Here is a 25,778-nt window from a genome sequence, read left to right on the forward strand (position 1 = left end):
TGCGGAGGAAACCCGGGCGCCGGTTGCGGAAAGGCCCGAGTGACTCCCTCCGCCGGTATGATCCGGATCAGGTTCCAAGGGTTCATCTCAGCCCGCTTTCGCAGACGCCCCTGTCGCTCTAGTGGCATCCTGATAGCATAAAAATCGGGAGGTCAAAATGTCCGTGAAATTTATTCCCTTATCCGAACAGGCGATATGCCGGAGATGGGCAGGGTTTCTATTCAGTGCCATTGATGCTTAAATTGTCTTCCAGCAAACATTGGCAGCAAACATTGGCAGTTTTCTTTTCTCAAAGCGGGGGCATTATGGGGAAGATTGGACTATTCGCAGCGACGGCTTGCGTCCTAACATTGAGTGGATGCGGCAAAAGCCTGCATGATACACTTGCCGAGAACTATCCAACCTATCTGGAAACGGCGCCTGCATCTTCTGCATATGCGCCCGGACGGATATATCTCTCCGATGGGATCGTGAAACTACCGCCGGTGAAACGCGGCGGACTTGAACGCGTCGTTTTTCCCGCCCCGTGCAGACCGAAGGTCAACAGTGAAGTCAACAGCACGTTTAACAGGGTTTTCACCCAGAATATCAGCGGGCAGGGAAGTTCGGATATAGAGATCCCCGGTGTGGCGTCCTTGAGATCCGAGAAAAGTGTTAATCAATATGTCAAGAGCGTCACCATGACAGTGGACGCGCGGCACATCCTGATCGGGTCCGAGGATATCAGCCTTGCGCAGTCTCTGGCGCGTGAATTCTGCCCGAATACACTTGAACACGGCGTTATCATTACGCAGGCCATCATGGCGGACATCGATGTTTCGGTAGAATTGAAGGCTGGCGTGGATACAAGCCTGAGTGCCGTTGCCGAGGCTGTGACGAAGGTCACCGGAAATGTCGGCTTCGGCATATCCGCGACATCGAACACCCATACCTCGGCGGAAAACGTCATTGTCGCCGTAAAGTACGAGGATGCGTCTCGGAAGCAGTGATCGGCCGGGGCACGTCTTGCACCCCGGCCGATCCTCGTTTTCATGAAGTCGCGCGAATGACTTCCGCGACTACCTGATCATTTCATCGTCGGCATCGAGAATTCGGCGCCGGCGCGGATTCCCTTGGGCCAGCGCTGGGTGATGGTCTTCAGGCGGGTGTAGAAGCGCAGACCCTCGGGGCCGTGCATATGATGGTCGCCGAAGAGCGATGCCTTCCAGCCGCCGAAGGAGTGGAACGCCATCGGGACCGGGATCGGCACGTTGACGCCGACCATGCCGACCTTGATCTTGTGGGCGAATTCACGGGCAGCGTCGCCGTCGCGGGTGAAGATCGCGGTGCCGTTGCCGAATTCGTGGTCGTTGATCCACTCGGCGGCCTCGTCATAGCTCTTGGCGCGGGCGACGGAGAGAACCGGGCCGAAAATCTCTTCCTTGTAGATCTTCATGTCGGTGGTGACCTTGTCGAAAAGCGTCGCGCCGACGAAATAGCCGTTCTCGTAGCCCTGGAGCTTCAGATCGCGGCCGTCGACCACCAGTTCGGCGCCTTCCTCGACGCCCGAATCGATGTAGCCGGTCACGCGCTCGAGGGCTGCCGCCGTCACCAGCGGACCCATATCGGCGTCCGGATCGGTGCCGGGGCCGACCTTCAGCGCTGCGATGCGGGGTTTCAGCTTATCGATCAGCTTGTCGGCCGTCTCGTCGCCGACCGGAACCGCAACCGAGATCGCCATGCAGCGTTCGCCGGCGGAACCGAAGGCGGCGCCCATCAGCGCGTCGGCGGCCTGGTCCATGTCGGCGTCGGGCATCACGATCATGTGGTTCTTGGCGCCGCCGAGCGCCTGGCAGCGTTTGCCGTTGGCGGTTGCGGTGGTGTAGATGTAGCGGGCGATCGGGGTCGAGCCGACGAAGGAGACGGCCTCGATATCGGGATCATTCAACAGCGCGTCGACGGCTTCCTTGTCGCCCTGCACCACGTTGAAGACGCCATCCGGCAGGCCCGCTTCCTTCAGCCACGCGGCGATCAGCAGAGAGGCGGACGGGTCGCGTTCCGACGGCTTCAGCACGAAGCAGTTGCCGGCGGCAAGCGCGATCGGGAACATCCACATCGGCACCATGGCCGGGAAGTTGAACGGCGTGATGCCGGCAACGACGCCGAGCGGCTGGCGGATCGCATAGCTGTCGACGCCCGTGCCGACATTTTCGGTGTATTCGCTCTTCAGAAGCTGGGGGGCGCCGGTCGCGAATTCCACGACTTCCATGCCGCGCTGGATTTCGCCCAGCGCGTCGGAATGCACCTTGCCGTGTTCGGCGGTGATGACGGCAGCCATTTCCTCGATCCGGTCTTCCATGATCGAGAGGAACTTGTTGAGAATGCGGGCGCGGCGAAGCGGCGTCGTTGCCGACCACTCCGGAAAGGCAGCCTTTGCGGTCTCCACGGCAGCGCGGACATCGGCGGTGCTGGCAAGCGACAGTTCGCCGCTCTGCTCGCCGGTTGCGGGGTTGTAGGTCGGCACGGTGCGGGTGCTGGTTCCTGCAAAGGGCTTGCCGCCGACAAAATGCTGAATGGCCTTCATGAAATGATCCTCCTGTGTCTTGCCGTTCACGATAGGGGAACGGCATGAATATGATGTTTTCAGCTTCGCTTATTAATTTTCGCAAAGAAACAGGATAATTGACAAATCCATTGTGCGAAAATTAAAGTCCGCGAATGGATTGGGATCATTTGCGGGTATTTCTGGCAGTGGCGCGGCGCGGGCAAATTCTCGCGGCGGCGCAGGCGCTTGCGCTCAACCATGCAACGGTTGCCCGGCGGCTCAACGCGCTGGAGGAGACGCTCGGCGAGCCGCTGTTCGAACGGCGACCGTCCGGTTCGACGCTGACGGAGGCGGGCGAACGGCTGCTTGCGGTGGCGGAGCGGGTGGAAACCGAGATACTGGGCATCGCCGAGGATACCCGCGCGCGCGGCGCGAGCCTTTCCGGCACAGTGCGCGTCGGTGCGCCCGACGGGCTCGGCACCTATTTCCTGGCAGCCGAACTTGGGCAGCTGATGGATGAACATCCCGGCCTGATCGTCGAGTTGGTGCCGTTGCCGCGCACATTCTCGCTCTCCAAGCGGGAGGCCGATCTTGCGATCACGCTCGATCCGCCGGGGGAGGGGCGGCTGGTGGTTTCACGGCTTGCGGACTACACGCTCGGCGTCTACGCGTCCGAGGACTATCTCGCGCGCTTCGGTATTCCTGAATCGGAGGAGGCGCTCGCCGACCACGCTGTCGTCACGGGCGTGGAAGATTATGCCTATGCTTCATCGCTGAATTATGCCGGGCATCTGGCCCGCTTTGCCGGACGGCAGTTTCGCTGCGCAGGCGTTGCCGGCCAGATGGAGGCGGTGCGGGCCGGGGTTGGCCTTGGCATCCTGCATGATTTCGTGGCGCGCGATATCAAGGGGCTGGTGCGCATCCTGCCAGCGGTCGGATTTCGCCGCGCCTATCACCTTCTGTCGCATCCAGACACCGGCAATCTCGCCCGCATAGCGCTCATTCGCGGGTTTCTCGCGCGGCGTTTCAGGGAAGAGCGCGGCCGGTTTGCGGTGTAGAAGGATTCCGCTTTTCGAGGAGCCTCGGCGTGTCTCAAAGCCGGGATCGCAGAGGTTTTGACTACTGCCAACCCTGAACCAAGGTGTCCTGCTCGGGCTTGAGCCGAGCATCCATAGTGAGCTGACCATTGGATGTTCAAGGTATTTTCGGACGCTGCGCCAATCTGCCTGGATCCTCGGGTCAAACCCGAGGATGACTCCAGTGAGGCATGATGGATCTGTCGGTATTCTGAAATTCCGCTTTTCGCGGAGGCTCTTTGTTTTACGCACTTCCGAGTGGTTGACCGGTATCCACGTCCTCGAATGGTCTAGCTGTCCAGCCCGAAAATTTTCTCGAGCCCTTCCCATGTGCTGTCCATCGCGTAAGGCCCGATGCCGGGAAGGGCGACGTGGCCGTATAGCGGCGAGAGCTGCCATTCGGCGGTCTCCTCGTCGATGCCGCCCAGCTGCTGCAGATAGAGGACGGAGGCGAGACCGGTGCGGTCCGCGCCTGCCTTGCAGTGGATCAGGATCGGCTTTTCGGCATCGCGCATCAGCGCCAGCAGTTCCATGCTGCGCTCGGGCTCAAGGGCTCTTCGGTCGGACATCGCGAAATCGATATGGGTGATACCGGCTTGCCCGGCGGTCGCGACCTCGGTGTCGTACCAGGCCTTGCCCGGTTTGGCACCGCGCAGGTTGATCACCGTCTTGATGCCGTACCGCTCGATATAGCCGGCGAGGGCGGCGGCATCCGGCTGGGCCGAGCGGTAGAGTTCGCCAGCCTTCACCTCGTGGAAGTTGCCCGTGAGCTGCAATGCGCCAAGATAAAGCGCACTGCCTGCAGCGGCTATCGCGAAAACAGACAGAACCCGACGGGCGATACGCATTCTTTTCATCCCTGCAAATAGTGCGGCCGAGCATAGCCCGATTTTGCGAAGAGATACAGGTTTCCGGCAGCCGGGACCGCTGATGCATGCACAAATGTGTCAAAAGCCGGGCGATATATCTTGACAATAAAAGTCATGTTTAATAGCGACTGATCCAGCACCGGCCGCGCGCCGGGATACATGCCCAGCCAGCCAGTACGCACAGCCGTTCGCCAGCCAGCCAGGTTCTTTCACGAACAAGAGGAATTGGTGATGCGTATTTCGCATATACTGGCATCGTTCACGGCTCTGGCGACGCTTGGCCTTGCAACGGCTACTCCCGCTCAGGAGAGCGCGGACACTTCGACGACGGTCCTGCCGAAGGTCACGGTGACGACGTCGGCCGGCAAGCAGGGCATTGCCGATACGCCGCTTGCCACTGAAAACACCCGTGAGGATCTCGACCGCAATATCGTCAGCGATTTCGGCGATTTCACCCGTGTGCTCGAGCCGGGCGTCACCTTCGTTGGCGATGATGCGGGTTCGGTCAATATTCGCGGCATGCAGGGACCGCGCGTTTCCACCGTGATCGATGGCATCCAGATGCCCTATCTCGATGACACCGCGCGCTCCGATGCCAATGGCGGCGGAAATGCATTCAGTTTTGATTCGATCGCGACGATTGATATCGTGCGCGGCTCGGACAGCTCGCGTTCCGGCAGCGGTTCGCTGGGCGGCACGGTCGTGCTGCGGACGCTTGAGCCGGAAGATCTGATCGACCCGGAAAAGGGATATGGCGGGCGCGTCGGCTTTACCTATGACAGTGCCGATAACAGCGTTGACGGCGAAGGCGCTTTTGCGGTCCAGTCCGGCAATACCGCACTCCTGTTCCAGGGCGATATCGCGACCGGCCATGAGATGCAGAACCAGGGTACCGTCGGCGGTTACGGCGCAACGCGCAGCGAGCCCAACCCGGCGACCTTCGACGAAAACAACCTGCTGTTCAAGATCCGTCAGAACATCCTGGAGGCCCACACGATCGGCCTCACGGTCGAGCGCTACGACCGCAACAAGGACATCGAACTCCTGACGGACCAGGGCACGACATATGCGCTCGACAACTGGGATGGCACGGAAGACACGCATCGCGACCGTGTCTCGATCGACTACAATTACGAAGCCATTGCCGATGACGGTCTGATCGATCAGGCCTTCAGCACGTTCTACTGGCTCAGGAGCGAACGCGAAAGCGGCACCTCCGGCACCCGCCTTTCCTCACGCGGCACTGCGCCCTTCGGCGAATATGCGCGTACATCCAATACGGAGGACGAGCGCTATGGCTGGTCCGGCTGGGCGGAAAAGAGCTTCGACACCGGCGCGCTCGACCATACCTTCACCCTTGGCGGCGATTTCTATTACTCGCAGACCAGCCAGTATTCGAGCGGCGTCGACAATTGCGGCCCGGGTCCTTTCCGCCCGTTCAGCACCTGCAGCTTCCTGCACACCAACCAGTCCGACACCCCCGACGTGAACGGCTATGTTCTGGGCGTTTATGCGCAGGATGAAATCGTCTTCGGCGACAGCGGATTTGCGCTGACGCCGGGCGTGCGTTTCGACTGGTATAAGTACGACCCGCAGGAGACCGAGAGCTACACCCGGAATCCGAATTACAACGGACTCCCCGAAGGCCAGAGCGACTGGCATATCTCGCCGAAGCTCCTGGCCACCTATGACCTCAACGGCTTTACCCAGCTCTATGGTCAGATTTCGACCGCCTTCCGCGCGCCGACGCCGGGCGAACTCTATGTCGACTACGGTTCTCCGGGCAGCTATCTGAGGATCGGCAATCCCGACCTCGAGCCGGAAACGAGCTGGGGCGTCGAAATCGGCGCCAATTTCGGCGATGACGATGATGGCGGCCGGCTTTCCGCCTTCTACAGCCGTTACAAGGATTTCATCGACACCCAGTCGGTCGACCCCCTTGATCTCGGCTTTGACGCCGGGCTCTATCCGCTCGGAATCACCCAGACCGTCAATATCGACAATGTCGAGATTGCGGGCGTGGAGGCAAGCTATCAGAAGTCCTTCGTCAACGGTTTCGATATGCACGCCTCGCTCGCTTTCGCGCGCGGTTTCAACATGGATACCAACGAGATCCTCGGTTCTGTGGCGCCGCTGAAGGCGGTGATCGGCGGCGGCTACAATGTCGATACCTGGGGTGCCAACGCAAACTGGATCCTGTCGGCCAAGGTGCCGGATGGCTCGACGGCCACCTTCAAGGCTCCGGGCTATGGCATCGTGGATGTCACCGGCTGGTGGTCCCCCGAGCGCTTCGATGGTCTTCTGGTGCAGGCAGGCGTCTACAACCTGTTCGACCAGACCTACTATAACGCCCTCGATCTGCAGGATACGACCATGACCCAGCCCGAACGGTTCTATTCGGAGCCGGGACGCACGTTCAAGATATCGCTGACCCAGACCTTCTGAGATTGTTCAAAAAAGAAAAAGCCGGGCCCTTGCGGGTCCGGCTCAGACTGCCGACAAAGCCATTACTTCTGAGAGCCCACTCAGGCCAGTTTCATCCACAGGGGTCATGCTCGGACTTGATCCGAGCATCCAGGCGGCTCAAAGTGAGTGACTTTCCCAAGTGTTAATACGGTGATTGACCTTGCCGCCTGGATCCTCTTGTCAAGCACGAGGATGACGCAGAGCTTAGGGACAGGTTCGTCAACATTCTGAGCCGGGCCCTTGCGGGTCCGGCTTTTTATTTTCCTGCAAGGCTCGAAGCGCTTACTTCTTCAGGACCGCAACGCCCGGCAAGACCTTGCCTTCCATCCATTCGAGGAAGGCGCCGCCTGCGGTGGAGACATAGCTGAAGTCATCCTTGACGCCAGCGTGGTTGAGCGCCGAAACCGTGTCGCCGCCGCCGGCAACGGAAACCAGCTTGCCGGCCCTGGTGCGCTCGGCCGCAAATTTCGCGGCGGACACGGTTGCCTGGTCAAAGGGTTCGATCTCGAATGCGCCGAGCGGGCCGTTCCACACCAGCGTTTCCGCCTTTTCGATCCACCCATTGATAGCCTTGACCGATTCCGGTCCGATATCGAGCATCATCTGGTCGGCGAGAATGGCATCGATCGCCACGGTTTCGTTGGCGGCATTGGCCTTGAACTCGCTGGCAACGACGCCGTCTTCCGGCAGCACGATGGCGCAGCCGGTCTTCTCAGCCTTCGCCATGATGGTGCGCGCGGTATCGGCGAGGTCGTGCTCGCAAAGCGATTTGCCGACATCGATGCCCTTGGCCGCAACGAAGGTGTTGGCCATGCCGCCACCGATCACGAGCGCATCGACCTTGTCGAGCAGATTTTCGAGAAGGTCGATCTTGGTGGACACCTTGGCGCCGCCGACGATTGCGACCACGGGGCGCTTGGGATCGCCGAGGCCGCTTTCCAGCGCCTCAAGCTCTGCCTGCATGGTGCGCCCGGCATAGGCCGGCATGTGGTGGGCAAGGCCTTCGGTGGAGGCGTGGGCACGATGCGCTGCGGAAAACGCATCGTTGACATAGATGTCGCCATTTTTGGCGAGCGCTTCGACGAAGGCCGGATCGTTCTTTTCCTCACCCTTGTGGAAGCGGGTGTTTTCGAGCAGCAGCACGTCGCCGGTACGCATCTCGGCGATCGCCTTTTCAGCGGCTTCTCCGATGCAGTCATCGGCGAAACTCACGGCGTGGTCGAGAACCTCCTCGACGGCGTGAACGATCGGCCTCAGCGACATGTCCGCAACGACTTCGCCCTTCGGGCGGCCGAAATGGGCCATCAGGATGACCTTCGCGCCCTTGCGGGAAAGCTCCTGGATCGTCGGCGCGACGCGCTCGATGCGGGTGGTGTCGGTCACCCGGCCATCTGCGAAGGGAACGTTCAGATCGACGCGCACAAGGACGCGCTTGCCGGTAAGGTCTGGCAGGTCGTCGAGGGTCTTGAAGGCTGGCATGGGCATCCTCTTGCATGTTTGCGGTGGCCCTTGGAGAGGGCCAGGATTTGCCCGCCGGAAGATCGCGCTTCCGGCAGGGGGATCGTGAAATGACGGTTTGATACCTAGTCAAAAACCGCCCACTCGGCAATGCGGCAGCCGCGAAAACGGACTACCGCCGCATCTTTCTGCGCATTCTGCCAAGGAAGCGGAACAGTCCATGCAGCAGCGGCCTCGTCCGCTCTCCCGCAGGCTCCCGCCAGACGCCGATCGAGATGATATTGTGCTCGGCGTCGGCATCGCGCACGATCAGCGCCAGCGGTCCGATATGAAGGCGGTCGGCGATCACCGGCTTGCCGCCCAGCTCGTGCTTCATGTAGTCGGCAAGCCGCATGTCCTCCTTGTCGTCGGGGATGTCGACGGCGGGATCGATGGCGCGCAGCTCCTTCAGCGGTCGATCGGGCAAAAGGATATCCGTGCCGAGCAGCGGCTCTTCGCTTCCGCCCTCAGTCACTGAGGCGTCGGCAAAAAGCTGGTCCAGCAGATAGGACATGCCCGGAATGACGAAGAGGTAGAGATAATCCCCTGCCTTGAGGTTTCCGACATAGAAGTAACGCATCGAAATCCCGTCGCGCACGACGAGCGACGGGATCGCCCAGCGCGGTATCGATGCGCCCTTCAGCACCGGCGCGCCTTCGGCAAGGCGGTAGACCAGCAATTCGTGCTTGGCTTTGGCATGGAGTTCGATATCGACGGTTTCCAGCGCGCCGCTCTTCTTCGGCTGCACCAGCTTCAGGAAGCGCGCGAAAGGCGCCAGCATCCAGCCCTGCAGGATCAGCGATACCACCACCATGATAAAGACGAGATTGAAGATGCGCCCGGCATTTTCCACCCCGTATAGGCTTGGCAGGATGGCAAGCAGAATGGAGGCGGCGCCCCTGAGGCCGATCCAGGCGATGAAGTTGGTCTCCCGAGGGCGATAGTTGAACATCCAGAGACACAGCCAGACCGCGACGGGGCGGGCGACGAACACCAGAAACAGCGCCATCGCAAAGGCCGGCAGGAATATCTCCGGGAAGTTGCGCGGGGTTGCGAGAAGTCCGAGCAGCAGGAACATGATGATCTGCGCAAGCCAGGTCATCCCCTCCTGGAAACGCCTGATGGCGCCATCGAAGCGGATATGGCGGTTGCCGGCGACCAGGCCCGCGACATAGACCGCCATGAACCCGCTGCCGCCTGCAGCACCCGTTGCCGAGAAGATCAGCAGCGCTGCCGCCAGCACGAGAATCGGCGCCAGGCCGCGGTTGAGGCTGAACTTGTTGGCGATCAGCACGGTGATCGCGCCGCCGATCAGGCCGAAGAAGAGACCGAAGCCGATCTGCTGCGCGAAATCGAGCGCCATCGAAAGCGCATCGGCATGACCGCTGGACTTGACCGAAAGCAGCGAGACCAGCGACATCGTGAGAAAGATCGCCATCGGATCGTTGATGCCGGACTCGACCTCGAGCGTGGCGCTGACCCGGTCGATCACCCGGATGCCGCCGATCCGCATCAGGAAGAACACCGCCGCCGCATCGGTCGAGGCGACAATCGCGCCGAGCAGGAAGCCTTCCAGAAGCGTCAGCTTCAGGATCACGGTGGCGGCAAGCGCCACAAGGCCGGCGGTCACCAACACGCCGACGGTCGCAAGCAGCAGGGCTGGCACAAGACTGGTCTTGAAGGTCTTGAGAGATGTCCCGAAGCCGGAATCGAACAGAATGACCGCAAGCGCGAGCGAGCCGACATAAAAGGTCAGCGCGTTGTTGTCGAACTCGATGCCGAAGCCATCCGTACCGGCGAGAACGCCGACGCCCAGGAAGAGAAGCAGCAGCGGTGCGCCGAAGCGGAATGCAAGTGCACTGGAAAGAGCGGCGAGGAGAATGAGGCCGGAAAAGACCATCACCGCGAGATAATATGTCGTCAAACTGCATCCTTCCGGCGGCGGTCGGCGCTTGCATCGTCATGTTGCATGCTGATTGCCTTATAAAATAGGCTATTTGCGGCTTTTTTAAAGGAAAATCAGGCTCTCATGGAGGCATTTGTCTGTGTGAGTGCAAGGCCGGTCCTATTCTGTTCCGGGTGCTTTTGCCGATATCATTCTTGCCACGCGCGATGCTTGTGGTAACCACAGATTGGTGCGGCAGAAATGACGCCATCCGCGTCCCGGATGAAGCGTCGCAGCGCACGCCATGCGTGAAGGAGGCTTTTCCGTGAATACCGCAACGACCGAAGCCAAGGACGAGCCATATCCGGAACGCTGGGTGGCGCTTGCGGTGCTTTTGTGCGCCGTCTTCATGAACATGCTCGACGTCACCATCGTCAACGTGGCGCTGCCCTCGATCCAGCGGAGCCTCGGCGCGTCGAACTCCGATATCGAATGGGTGGTGGCGGGCTATGTGCTGATGTTCGCCCTTGCCCTGCTTCCCTTCGGCAGGCTCGGCGATATCGTCGGGCGCAAGCGGATGTTCATGATCGGGGTGACCTGCTTTACCATCGGCTCGGCGCTTTGCGGCCTGTCGACCAACATCGTGATGCTGATCGGCGCCCGTCTGTTCCAGGGCTTTTCGGCCGCGATGATGACGCCGCAGGTGCTGGCCCTGGCGCAGGTGATGTTCTCGCCGAAGGAAAGGGCGCGCGCCTTCTCCTTCTTCGGCATGATGGCGGGCATCGCCACCGTCAGCGGGCCCATCATCGGCGGCCTTCTGATCGATCATGATGTCTTCGGCCTCGGCTGGCGCGCGATCTTCCTGATCAATCTGCCGATCGGCGTGTTCGCCGTCTTCGCCGGATGGAAGCTTGTGCCTTCCACCGCAGGTCATGCGGGAGAGCGCAACGACTATGGCGGGATCGCGTTGATCGCATCGGCCATGTTCCTGCTGATCTTTCCGCTGGTCGAGGGGCGCACTTTCGGATGGCCTGCATGGTGCTTTGCCATGATGATCGCCGCCATGCCGGTGCTCGGCCTGTTCGTGTTCTGGGAGCGGCGGCAGAACCGGTTGGCAAGGCCGCAGCTTCTCTCCTACGGCCTGATCTCAAACCGCAACTTCATGACCGGTGGTTTGCTGGCGCTGGTGTTCTTCTCCACGCTGCCTGGTTTCTTTCTCTGCTTAGCGATCTTTCTGCAGGTCGGTTTCGGTTTCGATCCGCTCAAATCCGGTTTGACGACGGTGCCGTTCTCGCTCGGCGTGCTGGTGGCGTCGTTCGCCAATGGCCGCTTCGGCCATCACGCGCTGAAGCTGAGGATGATCGCCGGCATGATCATGCTGGCGGCCGGCATATTCTGGCTTCGTCTCTATGTGCTTTCGGTGCAGGATACGATTTCACACTGGGCGGTGTTCGGACCGCTGCTGACGGCGGGGCTCGGTCTCGGCATGGCGATCGCCTCGATCTTCCAGCTTGTGCTCGCAGGCGTACCGCATCGGGAGGCCGGGTCTGCCTCCGGCGCGCTTCAGGCGGTGCAGCAGCTCGGTGGTGCCTTCGGCATCGCGATCATCAGCGAGATTTTCTTTTCCCATCTGGCCAGCCTGCTTAAAGCCGGGACTGCACAGCATGCGGCCTATGTCGATGCCTTTGCCGGGGCGATGATCTACAATCTGATCGCCTATGTCATCGTGGTGGGGCTGACCTTGCTTCTTCCCGGCCAGAGCGGGCCAGCCGAAGCGATCAGCGACGAACCCCATATCGCCTGAATGAGAAATGCCGCGCTTGCAGGGCGAGCGCGGCATTCATCTTGTAGGCGATTGATCGAAGCTTAGATCAGGGCACGATCAGCGTGCCGGCCCCGCCCTTGGTCAGGATTTCCAGAAGCACCGAGTGCTTGGTCTTGCCGTTGAGGATGACGACGCCCTCGACACCGGCCTCGATCGCCTCGATGCAGGTTTCCACCTTCGGGATCATGCCGCCCGAGACCGTGCCGTCCAGAATGAGATTGCGCGCTTCGGAGACCGAGAGTTCCTTGATCAGTTCGCCATTCTTGTCGAGAACGCCGGGAACGTCCGTCAGGAACAGCAGGCGCGTGGCGCGAAGCGCGCCGGCAATTGCGCCGGCAAAGGTATCGGCGTTGATGTTATAGGTCTCGCCTTGACGCCCGGGGGCAACAGGCGCGATCACCGGGATCATCTCGGACTTGGCGAGAAGGTCCAGAAGCGTGGTGTCGACAGTGACGACTTCTCCCACGAAACCGAGATCGAGGACGCGCTCGATGTTGGAATCGGGATCGACCACGGTCTTCTTGGCCTTTTCGGCGAACACCATGTTGCCGTCCTTGCCGCAAAGGCCGATCGCCCATTCGCCGGTCTGGTTGATCAGCGCGACGATTTCCTTGTTGATCGAGCCGGCGAGCACCATTTCGACGATCTCGACCGTCGCCTGGTCAGTCACGCGCAGGCCGCCTTCGAATTTCGATTCAATGCCCATCCGCTTCAGCATGCTGCCGATCTGCGGGCCGCCGCCATGCACCACGATCGGGTTGACGCCCGACTGCTTCAACAGCGCAATATCGCTGGCAAAGGCCTGGCCAAGCTCGCTGTCGCCCATGGCATGGCCGCCATATTTCACGACAATCGTCTTGTTCTCGTATTTCTGCATATAGGGCAGGGCCTGAACCAGAAGCCGCGCCTGATGTTCGCTTTCCGACTGTGACATGAAATTCCCCGGTGCACTTCGCTGAGCCGCCTTTTAGCGCAAAGTTTCCGGAGAGGAAACTCTTCTCGCGCTTCATATCGCGCTGGCATCACCCTGAAATGGGCTCTCAACATTACCGTTTGATGAAGTTTTGCACGGTCATTGCGCAGCCAAGGATACCGTCGTGATTCCGACGGACGCGGGCGGCACATTTTTTCCCGTCGGCAAGTTCCGGATACATCCTGGTACGCCTGAAACGGCAGGCCTCAGGATCGCCGAAAACCATCCTAGCAGGTGTAAACGAAGCCGCCCGCTGGGGCGGCATGTCTCCGCTTTTCAGGTGTTGATCGTCTCGGTGATCGCGTTGCGCAGATCATCAAGCCCCGCGTGCTTTTCGGATGAGGTCGCCAGCACGAAGGGATAGGCCGCCGGGCGCTTGCGGATCTTCTCGAGCGTCGCGGTCATCAGCTTGGCAACGGCCGGCGGCTTGATCTTGTCCGCCTTGGTCAGCACGATCTGATAGGAAACGGCTGCCTTGTCGAGAAGGTCGAGCACCTCCTCGTCGTTCTTCTTGATGCCGTGGCGGGCGTCGATCAGCACATAGACGCGCTTCAGCGTGGCGCGGCCGCGCAGGTAATCGAAGACCAGCTTGGTCCATTGCTCGACCTGGTCCTTCGGCGCCTGCGCGTAGCCGTAACCCGGCATGTCCACGAGCGCCATGGGCGGCAGATCCTCGCCTTCGCCGGAATAGCCGTCGGGAACGAAATAGTTGAGCTCCTGGGTGCGTCCCGGCGTGTTCGATGTGCGCGCCAGACCCTTCTGGGTGACCAGGGCGTTGATCAGTGAGGACTTGCCGACATTGGAGCGGCCTGCGAACGCCACCTCCGCCGGGCCTTCCGGCGGCAGGAATTTCATCGACGGGACACCGCGGATGAAAATCCAGGGGCGTGCGAAGAGCGATACGTCTTGAGCGATTGGCTGGGTCATGTCCCGATACTTACCATCAACAAAAAGCCCGGCAAGACTGCCGGGCGCACTTTCGGGCCAAACCGGCTTCATTTCCGGCTCAACCGTGATTTCCTCCGCCATCCCGCCTTCAGCCGGGCATGACGGCGGGCCGGGACCTTGCGGCCGGCCCGCTTCGTCTTATTCCGAGGCGGCTTTCTTCTTGCGGAAGACGCCCTTCAGGTTGTCGAACAGTTCGATCTTCACGCCGTGGCGCTTCATGATGATCGACTGCTGAAGGATCGAGAGCGAGTTGTTCCAGGCGTAGTAGATCACCAGACCAGCCGGGAACTTCGCCAGCATGAAGGTGAAGACCACCGGCATCCAGTTGAAGATCATCGCCTGGGTCTTGTCGGGCGGCGTCGGGTTCATGCGCATCTGCATCCACATGGTGATGCCCATGATGATGGGCCATGCGCCGATCATCAGCATTGCAGGCACGGACCAGGGCAGCAGGCCGAACAGGTTGAAGATGGTGGTCGGATCTGGCGCGGAAAGGTCATGAATCCAGCCGAAGAACGGGGCATGCCGCATTTCGATGGTGACGTAGAGAACCTTGTAGAGCGCGAAGAAGATCGGGATCTGGATCAGCATCGGCCAGCAGCCGGCGACCGGATTGATCTTCTCCTTCTTGTAGAGTTCCATCATCGCCTTCTGCAGGCCCATGCGGTCGTCGCCATACTGCTCCTTCAGCTCGTTCATCTTGGGCTGCATGCGCTTCATGTTGGCCATGGAGGCATACTGCTTGGAGGCGAGCGGGAAGAAGATCAGCTTGATGATGACCGTGGTGATCAGGATCGCGACGCCGAAATTGCCGACCTGATGGTAGATGAAGTCCATCAGCTGGAACAGCGGCTTGGTGATGAACCACAGCCATCCCCAGTCGATCATGCGGTCGAAAAGCGGAATGCTGTACTGCTTCTCGTAGGCCGTCAGCGTGTTGGTTTCCTTGGCGCCGGCAAACACCATGGTCTTCAGGTCGGCGGACTGGCCGGGCGCGATCACCAGCGGATTGTTGTCGGAATAATCCGCCTGATAGCGCGGGCGGCCGTCATTGAAGTGCGAGAAGCGGGCATCGTAATTGACGTTGGCCTGCGGAATGACGGCCGTGCCCCAATATTTGTCGGTGACGCCAAACCAGCCACCGGTCACATTGTCGTAGCTCTCGTTTTCCTTGCCGATCGCCTTGTAGGTGTTTTCGGTCAATCCGGCATCCGCGCCGAAAACGCCGAGGAAGCCTTCATGCAGAACCCAGGCCGAGGGCTCGTCGGGAAGGCTGAAGCGGGTGATCCGGCCATAGGGCGTGACCGATGCCTGCTTGTCGGCATTGTTGGTCACCTTGTCGTCGACGGTGATCATGTACTTGTCGTCGATCGAAAGGGTACGCGTGAACTTCAGTCCCGATTCGTTGGTATAGGACAGCACGACGGGCGTCGACGGCGTCAGCTGATCGCCATCTTCAAGCGTCCAGACTGTCTGCGGGCCAGGCACGTTGCCGGAATTGTCGCCCTGGACGAAGCCCAGTTCTGCAAAATAGGCGTTCTCCGTATTTGCCGGAGAGAAAAGGGTGACGATCGGGCTCGTGGGGTCGACGGTGACGTGATAGTCCTTGAGCTTGATGTCGTCGATGCGCGCGCCGGCAAGGTTGATCGAGCCTTCGAGCGAAGGCGTATCGATCTTGACCCGAGGCGCCGTGGCCTGCTGGGCGCCCGCCTGGGAAAAAACCGCGTCGCCGGTCTGGGCGCCGCCGGTGACGGCAGGCGCCGTTCCATCGGTGGTGACCGTCTGCTCCTGGGTCTGCTGCTGCTGAAGCGCTGCTTCCTCACGGGCCTGGCGCTGGGCTTCCAGGCGCGGTCCCATGTAGAAGAACTGCCAGGCAATGACGATCAGGACCGTCAAGCCGATCGCGATCATAGAATTGCGGTTATTTTCCATCTTTATTTCCTGGTGCGGAAGCCGTGCGGCTCCGTCGGATTTGAGGCGGGTTCGAGATCCGCGATTCCAGCGTGTCGACAAGCCGCGCAAACGATGCGTCCAGCACTTCGCTGCGGCCCACGATGACATAATCGCAACCGGGCTGCATTGCAAACTGAGCCTTGAGGCGAACCGCCTCTTTCAGCCGTCTTCGGATGCGGTTGCGTTTGACGGCATTCCCCTGCCGTTTGGTAACAGTAAAACCGACGCGAGGCGCCTCATCGGGCTCGCGTCGGTCTAGAACTTCCAGCAGAAAAAGTGGACCCTTGCGCCGCTCGCCCTTTTGTACGGCGAGAAACTGGGGACGGGTCTTGAGCCGTCCGGCATCGGCCTTTTCATCGGGCCCGGACATAAGGGCGTAAAGCCCTTAAGCCGAAAGACGCTTGCGGCCGCGTGCGCGGCGAGCCGAGAGAACCTTGCGGCCGCCCTTGGTTGCCATGCGCGAACGGAAGCCGTGGCGGCGCTTGCGAACGAGTTTGGAAGGCTGATATGTACGCTTGGTAGACATTTGTTTTAATACCGCGGTGTGCGGCCCTTCTTGGAAACCGGCCGAAGCCGGTTAAGCGTGTGGTTGATGTCAGTCCGCCCCGCAAACTAGAAGGCCGCAGAGCCGAAACTGCGCGGCTTATAAGGGAAAGCGGCGCGAATTGTCAATCACGCGGCGAATTTCAGTGCTGCGAAAGGTTTTCGCATTCGGGCGCCGGGCGCCTGAAATGCGACCTCGTCGAACCGGAGAGCGCGGATGCGGTCCGAATACCGTCCTTTGGGCAGGCAGAAGGCAGCAGGCGATGCAGATGCGCCCGGCATTGCCATGCCGCGCTTCCTCGACGGTCTGAAAGGCCGGATCCTGACGCTGACCGTTGCCATCATCATGTTTGCCGAAATCGTGTTCTTCGTGCCCTCGCTTGCCAGCATGCGGCTCAGATGGCTCGATGACCGCCTGAACACGGCTGCTGCCGCCGTGACCGTGATCGACGGCCTCCAGCCGCTGGCGCTGCCGCGCGAACTCCAGAACGACACGCTGATGGCGACCGGCACGAAGGCGATCGTGCTGCGCAAGGACGGCATGTCGCAGTTGCTCGCGATCGCCGACATGCCGCCAGAAATCAGCGCGACCTACGATCTCGACGATGTCGGCCCGGTCGAGGCGGTCATCGATGCCTTCGACGAACTGTTGTTCGGCGGCGGCAGGGCCATCCGCGTGCTCGGTCACATTGGCGACAGCGATGCGATCATCGAACTTGTGATGTCGGACGATGCGCTGCGGCATGCCCAGCTGATCTATGCGCGCAACATCTTTCTGCTCAGCATCCTGTTATCTTCCGTGACGGCGATGCTGATCTTCTTCCGTCTGAATTCGATGCTGGTGCGCCCGCTGCGTCGGCAGATCGCCAACATGCAGGCGTTTTCCGAGCATCCCGACAGACCCGAAAGCGTATTTCGCCCTTCCGAGGAGGGTGACGAACTTGCAATCGCCGGGCGTCATCTGGCGACGATGCAGAAAGAACTGCAGAAGACGCTGCGCCAGCAGCAGCGGATGGCCGAGCTCGGTCTCGCCGTCTCCAAGATCAATCACGACATGCGCAACATCCTCTCGTCCGCGCAACTGATGTCGGACCGCATTGCCGGGATCGATGACCCCGTCGTCAAGCGTGTGGCCCCGAAGCTTCTGCGCGCCATCGACCGGGCGGCGGCCTATTCGCGCTCGGTGCTGAGCTACGGGCAGGTTGCCGAAGCCGAGCCCAGCCGCCGCATGGTCGACCTCCAGCTGCTTATCAATGATGTGCACGACTATCTCGACCTGTCCGCCGATACCGCGATCGAGTGGATCAACAGGGTTCCCGAAGGGCTCTCGATCGACGCCGATCCCGAGCAGCTCTTCCGGGTGGTCTTCAACATCTGCCGCAACAGCGTGGAGGCGCTCGCCCAGCAGGCCCGGGCCGAATCATCGCTCAACTGCCTCACCGTGTCCGCCCAGCGCCATGGCAGCGTCGTTTCGCTGACGATCGACGATACCGGGCCCGGCATGCCGCAGAAGGCGCGCGAAAACCTGTTCGCCGCCTTTCGCGGATCGGCGCGCAGCGGCGGAACGGGTCTCGGACTTGCGATCGCGCGCGAACTCGTGCTGGCTCATGGCGGTACGATCGGGCTTGTGGAAAAGGCGGGGCAGGGCACGCTGTTCCGGATCGAAATCCCCGACAGGCCCGCGAATCTGGGGCGCTTCCGCGAAGAAAATGCGGCCGGCGGATAACCGTTCCACAAGGCTTCAAGCCGTGACGGCGACAACTGTTTCAGGAAAATGACAACAATTTTCCGAAATCCGCTTGCAATCCAAATCGCAAGGTTCTAGAAGCCCATTCGCACGCCGCAGACAACTTGCGGCGCCGCGAAAAGGCAAGCGCTCGTAGCTCAGCTGGATAGAGCACCAGACTACGAATCTGGGGGTCAGGAGTTCGAATCTCTTCGAGCGCGCCATTTTCTTCTCAACTATATTTGACCGAGGCAAAACAGAAACCGGGTTTTGCTGGCTTGCGCTTGCGGTTCGAGAGCGCATTGCCAAAGTCACCACCTTGCTGTTGATGCTTCGCCAGGCTTGTGGCTGAAGCCGATCGGGCGAGGGGATTGATGGCGCGTGCTCCGGCCTGATCCTCCATCATGCCGGCAAGCTTGAAAAACGGCGATTCGGCCTTTATCTGAGTGGCCGTGAGGACGACCTCTCCGAAGTGGTAAATTGCCGGGACGACCCGGCGCCTGTTTTGAGGTTCCCCATGCGCTCCCCTCTCGACCGTCTTCGTCACGCCCTCAGCTTCGAAATCATCGCGCTGATTCTGGTCGTCCCGCTCGGGGCGCTGGTGTTTCATATGCCGATGCAGGATATCGGCGTGGTGAGCGTCGCCAGCGCAATCCTCGCTGCACTCTGGAACATGGTCTATAATTATGCCTTCGACCGCGGCATGCAGGGCCTTTACGGCTCGACCGAAAAGGCCCTGCCTTCCCGGATCGTGCATGCCGTGTTGTTCGAACTGGGCCTGCTCGTCGTGCTGATGCCGTTCATCGCCTGGTATCTGGGCATCTCGCTGTGGCACGCGCTGCTGATGGACGTGTCTTTCGCGCTTTTCTACATGGTCTATGCGCTCGGCTTCAACTGGGCCTATGACGCGATCTTTCCGCTGCCGGAATGGAAGAACGCCGATTCCCGCCATTAGCGTGTTCCCTGGGGCGTCCAGCCCGCGACAGCCGCTTGTCTAGAACCGGATCGATGGAGGTTCAGACGGCCTTGTTCTGCAGGCTTCTTGCAGGGGCGTCCACGATCTCGCCGTCTGTGTCGATCACGCGGTTGCGACCGCCTCTCTTGGCGATGTAGAGGCGCGCATCTGCGCTTTTGAACAAGGCGTCCCAGTTGCAGCTTGGCCCATGCGTTGCGACGCCGAAGCTTGCCGTGACGCGGGTTGCGAAAGTCGGAAGCCGATACTGGTGGCTTTCTACAGCAAGCCGAAGCCGTTCCGCGAATTGACGCGCGGCCTGATCGTCGGTTTCCGGCATCAGAATGGCGAACTCCTCGCCGCCCAGACGGCCGATAATATCGTGCCTGCGGGCATTCTGGCTGAGAACCATGCCCACATCTTCCAACACCGCATCGCCCATATCGTGGCCGTAAAGGTCGTTGATGCTTTTGAAATGATCGATGTCACACAGAACAAGCGAGACAGGGGCACCGAGATCGGCCAGTTGCGTGTTGATCCGGTCGCCGAAGCCGCGCCTGTTCAGGACTCCGGTCAGGGCGTCGTAGTCGCGCTCATGCCGCACATCGCCCAGAACATCGGCAAAGGCGGCAAAAAGGAGTGTAAGCGCTAACATGGCAGCCAGAATGCCGATCGAAAACAGCATTGCCTGCCAGAACATCGTATTCGCAAAGACTTCGGCGCCCGGCGCCTTTCCGGCACTTGAGGTCAGGATGGTTCGGGGAAAGAAGTGGAGCGAAAACAGCAGAAGGACCCAGAACAAGACCCGATCCACGCCGCGGATAGCGGCCGGTCCGCCGAGGCGAACCGCCGTCAGAAGCATGATCAGGCCATAGCCGAAATTCTGGATGTAGACCCTGGCGACAAGGTTCCGGTCGACGTAGAAATAGTACCACAGCAGGCCGGTCATGACTGCGACGACGGCAATGCAAAGCCACCATGCGAATGGCTTTCCCGCGCGGAGCAGCATGCCCTGAACGCTGAGCAACACAGCAATGGTGTAGAGTGCGCCGGAAACGAGCGTGTTCAAGCCGACATCATCCGGCCAGTAGAGAATCTGAGAGAGCGAACCCAGCGAGAACAGCAGGCAGGCAAGCGCCAGCACCGGCAGATAATGCAGACGTCTTTCGACCAGCCAGAACATGGCAAAGGCGCAACTGAATGCGAGCACGATCCCGGGACCGGTCAAAGACAGGATTGTGCGCGTTACCACGGCATCCACCAGAGATCAGACATAACGAACAAAGGTCCTGATATTCACCAGCACACAAACCGGCTGGTGGAATATATCTCTAGACTGGTATGGGTGTAGCTTACAACCTGTTTGTGTGCGCAAGGCATGCGCGTTGAAAAGCCGGCGCTGGCGACTGCCTGCGGCTCGGCCACTCCCGTCATTTCGATGCGTTGAAGCCTCGGCTAAGGCCTCACCCGTCCTTCCATTCCGGAATGACGGAGACCTTATCCGGACGTCCGGTCAGGAATATTCCTTCATGTCGGCGTCAACGGCCGACTGGATGTCGTCCAGAATGTCGGGCAGCGCGCTCAGCACGCGGTTCCACCGCGGCATCAGCGGCGTCTTGTCCGGCTCCTCCAGGAAGGAGTTTCCGGCCTCGATCAGATTGGTTGCAAACAGCTCGACGGCCTGTTCTTCCTTGTGGCGGTCGGTCGAAAGACCGTTCATGCGGGCGTCATTGTGGTAGATTTCCACGAGATCGAGCGCGGTGCGATAATAGGCCGCCTTGGTCGTGCGCAGCGTTTCCTGGGAAAAGACGACGCCATCGGTCGCAAGCTTGCGGATCACCGCCTTGCAGATATCGGTCGACATGCGCGACAGCCCCGCCTTGGCATCGTCGGCAGAAAGCGGCTGATGCTTGTGGTCATAGGCATCCGAGATATCGACCTGACAGATCGCCGTGTTTGAATAATTGCGCCAGAGTTCGGAAAGCACGCCGATTTCCAGTCCCCAGTCCCACGGAATACGAAGGTCGGGAAGGATATGGGTGCGCATCGCGAATTCGCCCGCAAGCGGATAGCGGAAGGCCTTCAGGTAATCGATGTAGGGCTGATGGCCGATGGTCTTTTCCAGCGCCAGCAGCAGCGGCGTCACCAGAAGGCGGGTCACCCGGCCATTCAGCGATCCGTCCGCGATACGGGGATAGTACCCCTTGGAGAAGACGTAAGGGAAGGCGGGGTTGGTGACAGGGTAGACCAGACGGGCCAGCATCTCGCGGGAATAGGTGACAATGTCGCAATCATGCAGCGCCACCACGGAAGAGTTGCGCGCGCCGAGCACATGGCCGATGCAATACCAGACATTGCGGCCCTTGCCGGGTTCCTTCGGCGCAAGTGCTGCCTCATCGAGGCGTTCGTGGATCGCCTTCAGCCGCGGACCATCATTCCAGAGCACGACATGGTTCTGCGGCAGGCGGCTGAAATATTTCAGCGCATAGCGATACTGCGCCTCGTCCGCCCGGTCGAGGCCGATGATGATGTTCGAGATATAGGGAACTTCGGAAAGGTGCTTGACGATGTTGTCGAGCGCTTCGGCTTCCAGCTCGGAAAACAGCGAGGGCAGGATCAGCGTGATGGGGCGGGTCGCCGAAAAACTGGTCAGTTCGCGTTCGACGCGATGAAGCGAACGTTCACGCAGATTATGGAGCGTTGCGACAACGCCATTTTGATGAAAGTCAGCCAAGGCGACGCTCCTGATTTTGTGCTTGCGGCGTCTCCGGGAATCGGGAGTGCCGATTGGGTGTCACTTCTTCGATTACGACTATATTATGTGAATAATTGCAATATCATGTCGTTCCAGCCGGCAGGGCCCGGACGGCTGGAGCGCTTGATGAAACCGGCCTTTTCGCGCGCCGAGACCGGCATCTCCGCATGCGCCGGATTGGCGATGATGAAGCCGATATCTGCCTGCTCCAGCATCGCTGCATCATTCGGCGCATCGCCGAGCGCGACGGTCACCACCGAAGCGTCAGACTGCCCGGTGTAGCTTTTGGCGATCCGCGCCATCGCCTCGGCCTTTGATGTCTTCGGCATCAGTGTGAAGAAGCGCCCGCCCTGGACCGCCTGAAAACCGTGCTCTTCGAGAACCGCTGCAAAGGCTTCGCGTTCTTCCTCGCTTCCCGACCAGAGCCCTGGCTCGGAAAAACGGCGCTTGCGGGCAAGGCACGCATTTGCAAGCGTCATGCCTGTCTTGTCCGCCACGTCCTCGTCGCTCCAGTCGCCAAAGCCCTGATAGTGGCGGGAGAGCGCCGGATCCATCGCCGCAAGCAGGCCGCGCAGACGATCATAAACACCGTCCTGTTCGGTGTTCCCGTCCGGCATGTTGACGATGCCTGCGCCGTTTTCGACGATCATCGGATAGTCGATGCCGATGGCGGCTGCCAGCGGGCGCATCTCCGCCTCGGTCTTGCTGCTGGCAAGAACAAGCGGAATTTCAAGCATCTTCAAACGTTCCAGCGCGGGCCGCGCGGGCTCGAAGGAATAGGTCTCGTGATCGAGCAATGTGCCGTCGAGATCGGTAAAGACGATATGCATCGGCGCTCTCTCTCAGCTGCGGGCAAGAAACTGGCGGGCGGCGTAAAGCGAGATTGCAGATGCGTTGGAGACATTGAGCGACTTGATTTCACCCGGCATGTCGAGGCGGGCGAGCGTGGTCACGGTTTCGCGCGTCTTCTGGCGCAGACCCTTGCCCTCGGCGCCAAGAACGAGCGCGATCTTCTGGCCGCTGAGGCTTTCCTCGAGTACGGCCGGCCCTTCCGAATCGAGGCCGATGGTGATGAAGCCCATCGCGTGCAGCTCTTCCAGCGCCTTCGCCAGATTGGTGATCTGGATGTAGGGAATATGTTCGAGCGCGCCGGATGCGGATTTGGCGAGCACGCCCGATTCGGCGGGGCTGTGGCGCATGGTGGTGATTACCGCGCCTGCGGCAAAGGCGACAGCCGAACGCAGGATCGCGCCGACATTGTGCGGATCGGTGACCTGGTCGAGCACAAGGAGGAGGGGGCTTTCGTCCAGCGCATCGAGCTTGCGCACGGGCAGCGCCTCCGCCTTCAGCATCACACCCTGATGGATCGCGTCCTCGCCGAGAATGTCGTCGATCTCCTTCGGGCGGACGAATTCGACCGGCAGGCTTTCCGGCAGCTCAAGTCCGTCGGTGAGACGGGCATGTGCATTCTGGGTGATCTTCAGCGCAATCAGCCTGCGTTCCGGATTTTCAATCGCCGCGCGTACGGTGTGGAGGCCATAGAGCAGGACCTCGTTGTCCTCGACCGGCAACGGGCCGGCAGGGCCTTTCCTGCCGCGTTTTTCCGGCATTGCAGGCAATTCGCCGCGCGTGCGCTTCGCATCGCGATGGGCGCGTCTGAGTTTGGCGTAATGGGTGTCTTTGGCAGAGCCGTCGCGGTCGTGTTTTTTGGTCATGGTCTTTTTATAGAGCGGGGGATGGCTTGCGGCTAGGTCAATTGCGCCGGTTTTGCACTGCCGCGCGCACGCTTTTCCGGCAAGATGATTTTTCAGCAGATTTTTCTGGGACGCCGTGTTGACAGAGCGTCATCCGCCGGTCATATACGCGGCGCAGATCGAAGCGCGCTGGAAACTGCAAGCGACGATCGGCGGCATGGCCGCCATCCAGGCTGGTACTGGAGGAGTGCGTGAGTGGTTAAAACGGACGGACTGTAAATCCGTTGACTTAGTCTACGTTGGTTCGAATCCAACCTCCTCCACCACCGGGCCTGTTGAGTTCCGCGGGTATAGCTCAATGGTAGAGCAGCAGCCTTCCAAGCTGAATACGCGGGTTCGATTCCCGCTACCCGCTCCAGATTTTTCGAATATTCTAGCCTTATTTGTATCGCGCCGTGGAAATTTTTAGATTTTCCACTTATGGCTGCGTAGTGGTAAGTCGCGCTTTTCTGAAGCGTCGGAGTTTCGTGGTCGTGCGTTGACCTGCAATGCATGGATTGCGACAGGGGTGGATCGCTTTCGGAGTTGAGCCGATGACAATCATGCAGGGTATCATCGTGCCAGGCGGGGTCCTGATCCTGGCAGTCAGCTTTATCGTCGCTTGGCTCACCGGCGCGCGCCGTTTCTACCTTCTCGTGCTGTCTGCAGCCTATATCGCACTCGCGATCGGCTTTTGCTTGATGCTGCTGCGCGGCCGGTTCTCGGATGATCTGATCCTGCCTCTCGCAAACGGCACTTTCATCCTTTGCCAGGTGTTGCTTGGGGAGGCGCTGCTGGAGCGGCGCGGCAAGTCTTTCGGGCTCGCAGGAAACGCGATCGCCTTTGTCATTCTGCTGGCAGTCTATTGCATTCCCTATTTCCTGGCCTCCGTCGAAATCCGGACGATTGCAATCAATACGGGTCTTTTCCTGTACATGCTGATCGTCATCTCGCGATTCTGGATCCATCGTGAAGACACCATCCATGACAAGATGATATTCTGCACACTGGTGGTGCTCGGCGTGATGCATATCGTGCGGACGCTCGGCCTGCTCTACACCAACCAGATCACCGCGCCGGGCTCGATTTTCTGGCAGTTCCTGCAGATGTACAGCCTGCTTCTGGCAATGGTGCTGGCGCTCGAGGTACTGGCAGCGCACTTCGTCGAGTCGCTCAATAATCTCAACTCGCTGCGGGACAGGGATCATCTGACGGGGGTGTTGAACCGTGCAGGCTTCGACCGGGCCGTGTCGTCGTTCTATCACGAGCGGACGGACACGGTCCTCTCGCTGACGCTGCTCGATATCGATAATTTCAAGACGATCAACGACAGCCGCGGGCATCCTGCGGGAGACCGCGTGCTGATGACCTTCGGGCAGATCCTGCTGAACCAGTCGCGTGGAACCGATGTGGTTGGCCGGATCGGCGGGGACGAATTCGCCATCTTTTCGGTCGGCCTCGACAATCTCGGGGCGCTCGCCATGGCGGAGCGGATCAGCGCGCATTTTCGAGAGAACGCGATGTCAGCGCTTGGAGGGGACACGCCGTTCACCTGCAGCGCGGGCGTTGCGACGATGCGCGTGGAGCGAGGCTATGAGGCGCTTTACGCCCTGACCGACAGCGCGCTCTACTCCGCCAAGCGCCTTGGCCGCAACCGGGTGGTTTCCGGAAACAGGGGTCCGGGCATCGAACGTGCCGTCTAGTCCGCGAGATAGTGTTTCCCGAATGAAAACAATGGAATATGGCGCGGCACACGTCGCGCTTCGCTTCCTTGAAAACCAAGCGCGGGCACCGGCCGGACGTAGCGCTCCCTAAGATCGGCCTCTTTCCACTTAGCTCTTGCTTATTGCGTCCGAAAGCCTTAAACGGCGGCACTAAACCGGTTCGCCGGGGCATCCGTGTTACCAGTTACAGGAAGCATTTCACATGGCAAAAGCAAAGTTTGAGCGGAGCAAACCGCACGTAAACATCGGCACGATCGGCCACGTTGACCATGGCAAGACGTCGCTGACGGCTGCGATCACGAAGTTCTTCGGCGAGTTCCGCGCCTACG

Annotated in this window: 22 protein-coding genes, 3 tRNA genes and 1 riboswitch; of the genes, 11 read left to right on the forward strand and 14 right to left on the reverse strand. The window is 60.3% G+C overall.

Annotation, left to right across the window (positions count from 1 at the left end; all coding sequences use genetic code 11):
• Window positions 1–27: 27 nt before the first annotated feature.
• A riboswitch (TPP riboswitch) is annotated at window positions 28–122 on the reverse strand.
• 120 nt (window positions 123–242) lie between these two features.
• The gene (locus HPQ62_RS17395) at window positions 243–989 is read left to right on the forward strand and encodes a hypothetical protein (RefSeq protein WP_174803852.1); all 747 of its coding nucleotides are present in this window, start codon (window positions 243–245) and stop codon (window positions 987–989) included.
• A gap of 77 nt (window positions 990–1,066) precedes the next feature.
• Here HPQ62_RS17395 and HPQ62_RS17400 read toward each other — a convergent pair whose 3' ends face one another.
• Entirely contained in the window at window positions 1,067–2,563 is a 1,497-nt protein-coding gene (locus HPQ62_RS17400; protein WP_174803853.1) for a CoA-acylating methylmalonate-semialdehyde dehydrogenase, read from the reverse strand.
• 134 nt (window positions 2,564–2,697) lie between these two features.
• Here HPQ62_RS17400 and HPQ62_RS17405 point away from each other — a divergent pair, with 134 nt between their 5' ends.
• A complete protein-coding gene (locus HPQ62_RS17405; RefSeq protein ID WP_174803854.1) occupies window positions 2,698–3,582 on the forward strand; it encodes a LysR family transcriptional regulator in 885 nt (294 codons plus the stop codon).
• Window positions 3,583–3,890: 308 nt separating this feature from the next.
• Here HPQ62_RS17405 and HPQ62_RS17410 read toward each other — a convergent pair whose 3' ends face one another.
• Window positions 3,891–4,448 carry a dual specificity protein phosphatase family protein gene (locus tag HPQ62_RS17410; RefSeq protein ID WP_174803855.1) on the reverse strand — a complete coding sequence of 186 codons (558 nt, stop codon included), beginning with the start codon at window positions 4,446–4,448 and terminating at the stop codon, window positions 3,891–3,893.
• A gap of 252 nt (window positions 4,449–4,700) precedes the next feature.
• On the opposite strand from HPQ62_RS17410, the gene HPQ62_RS17415 reads away from it, so the two are divergent.
• On the forward strand, window positions 4,701–6,914 hold the full coding sequence (locus HPQ62_RS17415) for a TonB-dependent hemoglobin/transferrin/lactoferrin family receptor (RefSeq protein WP_194246373.1): 2,214 nt from the start codon (window positions 4,701–4,703) through the stop codon (window positions 6,912–6,914).
• 303 nt (window positions 6,915–7,217) lie between these two features.
• Here the strand turns inward: HPQ62_RS17415 and HPQ62_RS17420 are convergent, their stop codons facing one another.
• Both HPQ62_RS17420 and HPQ62_RS17425 read right to left on the reverse strand, forming a co-directional pair.
• Complete coding sequence (locus tag HPQ62_RS17420; RefSeq protein WP_174803857.1) at window positions 7,218–8,414, reverse strand: phosphoglycerate kinase; 1,197 nt, start codon at window positions 8,412–8,414, stop codon at window positions 7,218–7,220.
• 151 nt (window positions 8,415–8,565) lie between these two features.
• A complete protein-coding gene (locus HPQ62_RS17425; protein WP_174803858.1) occupies window positions 8,566–10,356 on the reverse strand; it encodes a potassium/proton antiporter in 1,791 nt (596 codons plus the stop codon).
• Between the two features lie 286 nt (window positions 10,357–10,642).
• Here HPQ62_RS17425 and HPQ62_RS17430 point away from each other — a divergent pair, with 286 nt between their 5' ends.
• Window positions 10,643–12,121, forward strand: coding sequence for a DHA2 family efflux MFS transporter permease subunit (locus tag HPQ62_RS17430; RefSeq protein ID WP_174803859.1), 1,479 nt, complete (start codon window positions 10,643–10,645; stop codon window positions 12,119–12,121).
• Window positions 12,122–12,188: 67 nt separating this feature from the next.
• Here the strand turns inward: HPQ62_RS17430 and argB are convergent, their stop codons facing one another.
• The 5 genes from argB to rpmH all read right to left on the reverse strand — a co-directional run bounded on the left by argB (window position 12,189) and on the right by rpmH (window position 16,542).
• A complete protein-coding gene (argB, locus tag HPQ62_RS17435; protein ID WP_174803860.1) occupies window positions 12,189–13,076 on the reverse strand; it encodes an acetylglutamate kinase in 888 nt (295 codons plus the stop codon).
• 315 nt (window positions 13,077–13,391) lie between these two features.
• Entirely contained in the window at window positions 13,392–14,042 is a 651-nt protein-coding gene (yihA, locus tag HPQ62_RS17440) for a ribosome biogenesis GTP-binding protein YihA/YsxC (protein ID WP_174803880.1), read from the reverse strand.
• A 159-nt stretch (window positions 14,043–14,201) separates the two neighbouring features.
• A complete protein-coding gene (yidC, locus tag HPQ62_RS17445) occupies window positions 14,202–15,995 on the reverse strand; it encodes a membrane protein insertase YidC (protein WP_174803861.1) in 1,794 nt (597 codons plus the stop codon).
• Window positions 15,985–16,386 (reverse strand): ribonuclease P protein component, encoded by a 402-nt coding sequence (gene rnpA / locus HPQ62_RS17450; RefSeq protein ID WP_174803862.1) that lies wholly within the window; start codon window positions 16,384–16,386, stop codon window positions 15,985–15,987. The genes yidC and rnpA overlap by 11 nt, the downstream gene beginning before the upstream one ends.
• Window positions 16,387–16,401: 15 nt before the next feature.
• Complete coding sequence (gene rpmH, locus HPQ62_RS17455; protein WP_174803863.1) at window positions 16,402–16,542, reverse strand: 50S ribosomal protein L34; 141 nt, start codon at window positions 16,540–16,542, stop codon at window positions 16,402–16,404.
• Window positions 16,543–16,776: 234 nt separating this feature from the next.
• On the opposite strand from rpmH, the gene HPQ62_RS17460 reads away from it, so the two are divergent.
• Window positions 16,777–18,285: a sensor histidine kinase gene (locus tag HPQ62_RS17460; protein WP_425312641.1), complete on the forward strand. Its 1,509-nt coding sequence runs from the start codon at window positions 16,777–16,779 to the stop codon at window positions 18,283–18,285.
• Window positions 18,286–18,432: 147 nt separating this feature from the next.
• Window positions 18,433–18,509: transfer RNA gene (locus tag HPQ62_RS17465), tRNA-Arg, on the forward strand.
• Between the two features lie 8 nt (window positions 18,510–18,517).
• Here HPQ62_RS17465 and HPQ62_RS17470 read toward each other — a convergent pair.
• Window positions 18,518–18,832 (reverse strand): hypothetical protein, encoded by a 315-nt coding sequence (locus HPQ62_RS17470; protein ID WP_174803864.1) that lies wholly within the window; start codon window positions 18,830–18,832, stop codon window positions 18,518–18,520.
• Here HPQ62_RS17470 and HPQ62_RS17475 point away from each other — a divergent pair.
• On the forward strand, window positions 18,803–19,240 hold the full coding sequence (locus tag HPQ62_RS17475) for a PACE efflux transporter (RefSeq protein WP_174803865.1): 438 nt from the start codon (window positions 18,803–18,805) through the stop codon (window positions 19,238–19,240). The genes HPQ62_RS17470 and HPQ62_RS17475 overlap by 30 nt on opposite strands.
• 61 nt (window positions 19,241–19,301) lie before the next feature.
• Here HPQ62_RS17475 and HPQ62_RS17480 read toward each other — a convergent pair whose 3' ends face one another.
• From HPQ62_RS17480 to HPQ62_RS17495, 4 genes are all read right to left on the reverse strand, one after another.
• Window positions 19,302–20,489 carry a GGDEF domain-containing protein gene (locus HPQ62_RS17480; protein WP_342343729.1) on the reverse strand — a complete coding sequence of 396 codons (1,188 nt, stop codon included), beginning with the start codon at window positions 20,487–20,489 and terminating at the stop codon, window positions 19,302–19,304.
• A 261-nt stretch (window positions 20,490–20,750) separates the two neighbouring features.
• Window positions 20,751–21,971, reverse strand: coding sequence for a glycosyltransferase family protein (locus HPQ62_RS17485; RefSeq protein WP_174803866.1), 1,221 nt, complete (start codon window positions 21,969–21,971; stop codon window positions 20,751–20,753).
• Between the two features lie 83 nt (window positions 21,972–22,054).
• Window positions 22,055–22,822 carry an HAD-IIB family hydrolase gene (locus HPQ62_RS17490; protein WP_174803867.1) on the reverse strand — a complete coding sequence of 256 codons (768 nt, stop codon included), beginning with the start codon at window positions 22,820–22,822 and terminating at the stop codon, window positions 22,055–22,057.
• A 12-nt stretch (window positions 22,823–22,834) separates the two neighbouring features.
• The gene (locus HPQ62_RS17495; protein WP_174803868.1) at window positions 22,835–23,707 is read right to left on the reverse strand and encodes a TrmH family RNA methyltransferase; all 873 of its coding nucleotides are present in this window, start codon (window positions 23,705–23,707) and stop codon (window positions 22,835–22,837) included.
• 220 nt (window positions 23,708–23,927) lie between these two features.
• Between HPQ62_RS17495 and HPQ62_RS17500 the strand changes: the two genes are divergently transcribed.
• The 4 genes from HPQ62_RS17500 to HPQ62_RS17515 form a co-directional block, all read left to right on the forward strand.
• A tRNA-Tyr gene (locus tag HPQ62_RS17500) sits at window positions 23,928–24,012 on the forward strand.
• Window positions 24,013–24,030: 18 nt separating this feature from the next.
• A tRNA-Gly gene (locus HPQ62_RS17505) sits at window positions 24,031–24,104 on the forward strand.
• A gap of 175 nt (window positions 24,105–24,279) precedes the next feature.
• Window positions 24,280–25,428 (forward strand): GGDEF domain-containing protein, encoded by a 1,149-nt coding sequence (locus tag HPQ62_RS17510; protein ID WP_174803869.1) that lies wholly within the window; start codon window positions 24,280–24,282, stop codon window positions 25,426–25,428.
• 223 nt (window positions 25,429–25,651) lie between these two features.
• The coding region (locus HPQ62_RS17515; RefSeq protein WP_244629740.1) for a GTP-binding protein at window positions 25,652–25,778 on the forward strand (127 nt) is incomplete at its 3' end.

It is taken from the genome of Martelella limonii (assembly GCF_013344475.1).
In the GTDB taxonomy this organism is placed as follows: Bacteria; Pseudomonadota; Alphaproteobacteria; order Rhizobiales; family Rhizobiaceae; genus Martelella; species Martelella limonii.

Coding starts and splice junctions, on each gene's coding strand:
- HPQ62_RS17400 (WP_174803853.1), bottom strand. CDS start 2,563: ATGAAGGCCATTCAGCATTTTGTCGGCGGCAAGCCCTTTGCAGGAACC.
- HPQ62_RS17405 (WP_174803854.1), top strand. CDS start 2,698: ATGGATTGGGATCATTTGCGGGTATTTCTGGCAGTGGCGCGGCGCGGG.
- HPQ62_RS17410 (WP_174803855.1), bottom strand. CDS start 4,448: ATGCGTATCGCCCGTCGGGTTCTGTCTGTTTTCGCGATAGCCGCTGCA.
- HPQ62_RS17415 (WP_194246373.1), top strand. CDS start 4,701: ATGCGTATTTCGCATATACTGGCATCGTTCACGGCTCTGGCGACGCTT.
- HPQ62_RS17420 (WP_174803857.1), bottom strand. CDS start 8,414: ATGCCAGCCTTCAAGACCCTCGACGACCTGCCAGACCTTACCGGCAAG.
- argB (WP_174803860.1), bottom strand. CDS start 13,076: ATGTCACAGTCGGAAAGCGAACATCAGGCGCGGCTTCTGGTTCAGGCC.
- yihA (WP_174803880.1), bottom strand. CDS start 14,042: ATGACCCAGCCAATCGCTCAAGACGTATCGCTCTTCGCACGCCCCTGG.
- yidC (WP_174803861.1), bottom strand. CDS start 15,995: ATGGAAAATAACCGCAATTCTATGATCGCGATCGGCTTGACGGTCCTG.
- rnpA (WP_174803862.1), bottom strand. CDS start 16,386: ATGTCCGGGCCCGATGAAAAGGCCGATGCCGGACGGCTCAAGACCCGT.
- rpmH (WP_174803863.1), bottom strand. CDS start 16,542: ATGTCTACCAAGCGTACATATCAGCCTTCCAAACTCGTTCGCAAGCGC.
- HPQ62_RS17460 (WP_425312641.1), top strand. CDS start 16,777: ATGCGGTCCGAATACCGTCCTTTGGGCAGGCAGAAGGCAGCAGGCGAT.
- HPQ62_RS17475 (WP_174803865.1), top strand. CDS start 18,803: ATGCGCTCCCCTCTCGACCGTCTTCGTCACGCCCTCAGCTTCGAAATC.
- HPQ62_RS17490 (WP_174803867.1), bottom strand. CDS start 22,822: ATGCATATCGTCTTTACCGATCTCGACGGCACATTGCTCGATCACGAG.
- HPQ62_RS17495 (WP_174803868.1), bottom strand. CDS start 23,707: ATGACCAAAAAACACGACCGCGACGGCTCTGCCAAAGACACCCATTAC.
- HPQ62_RS17510 (WP_174803869.1), top strand. CDS start 24,280: ATGACAATCATGCAGGGTATCATCGTGCCAGGCGGGGTCCTGATCCTG.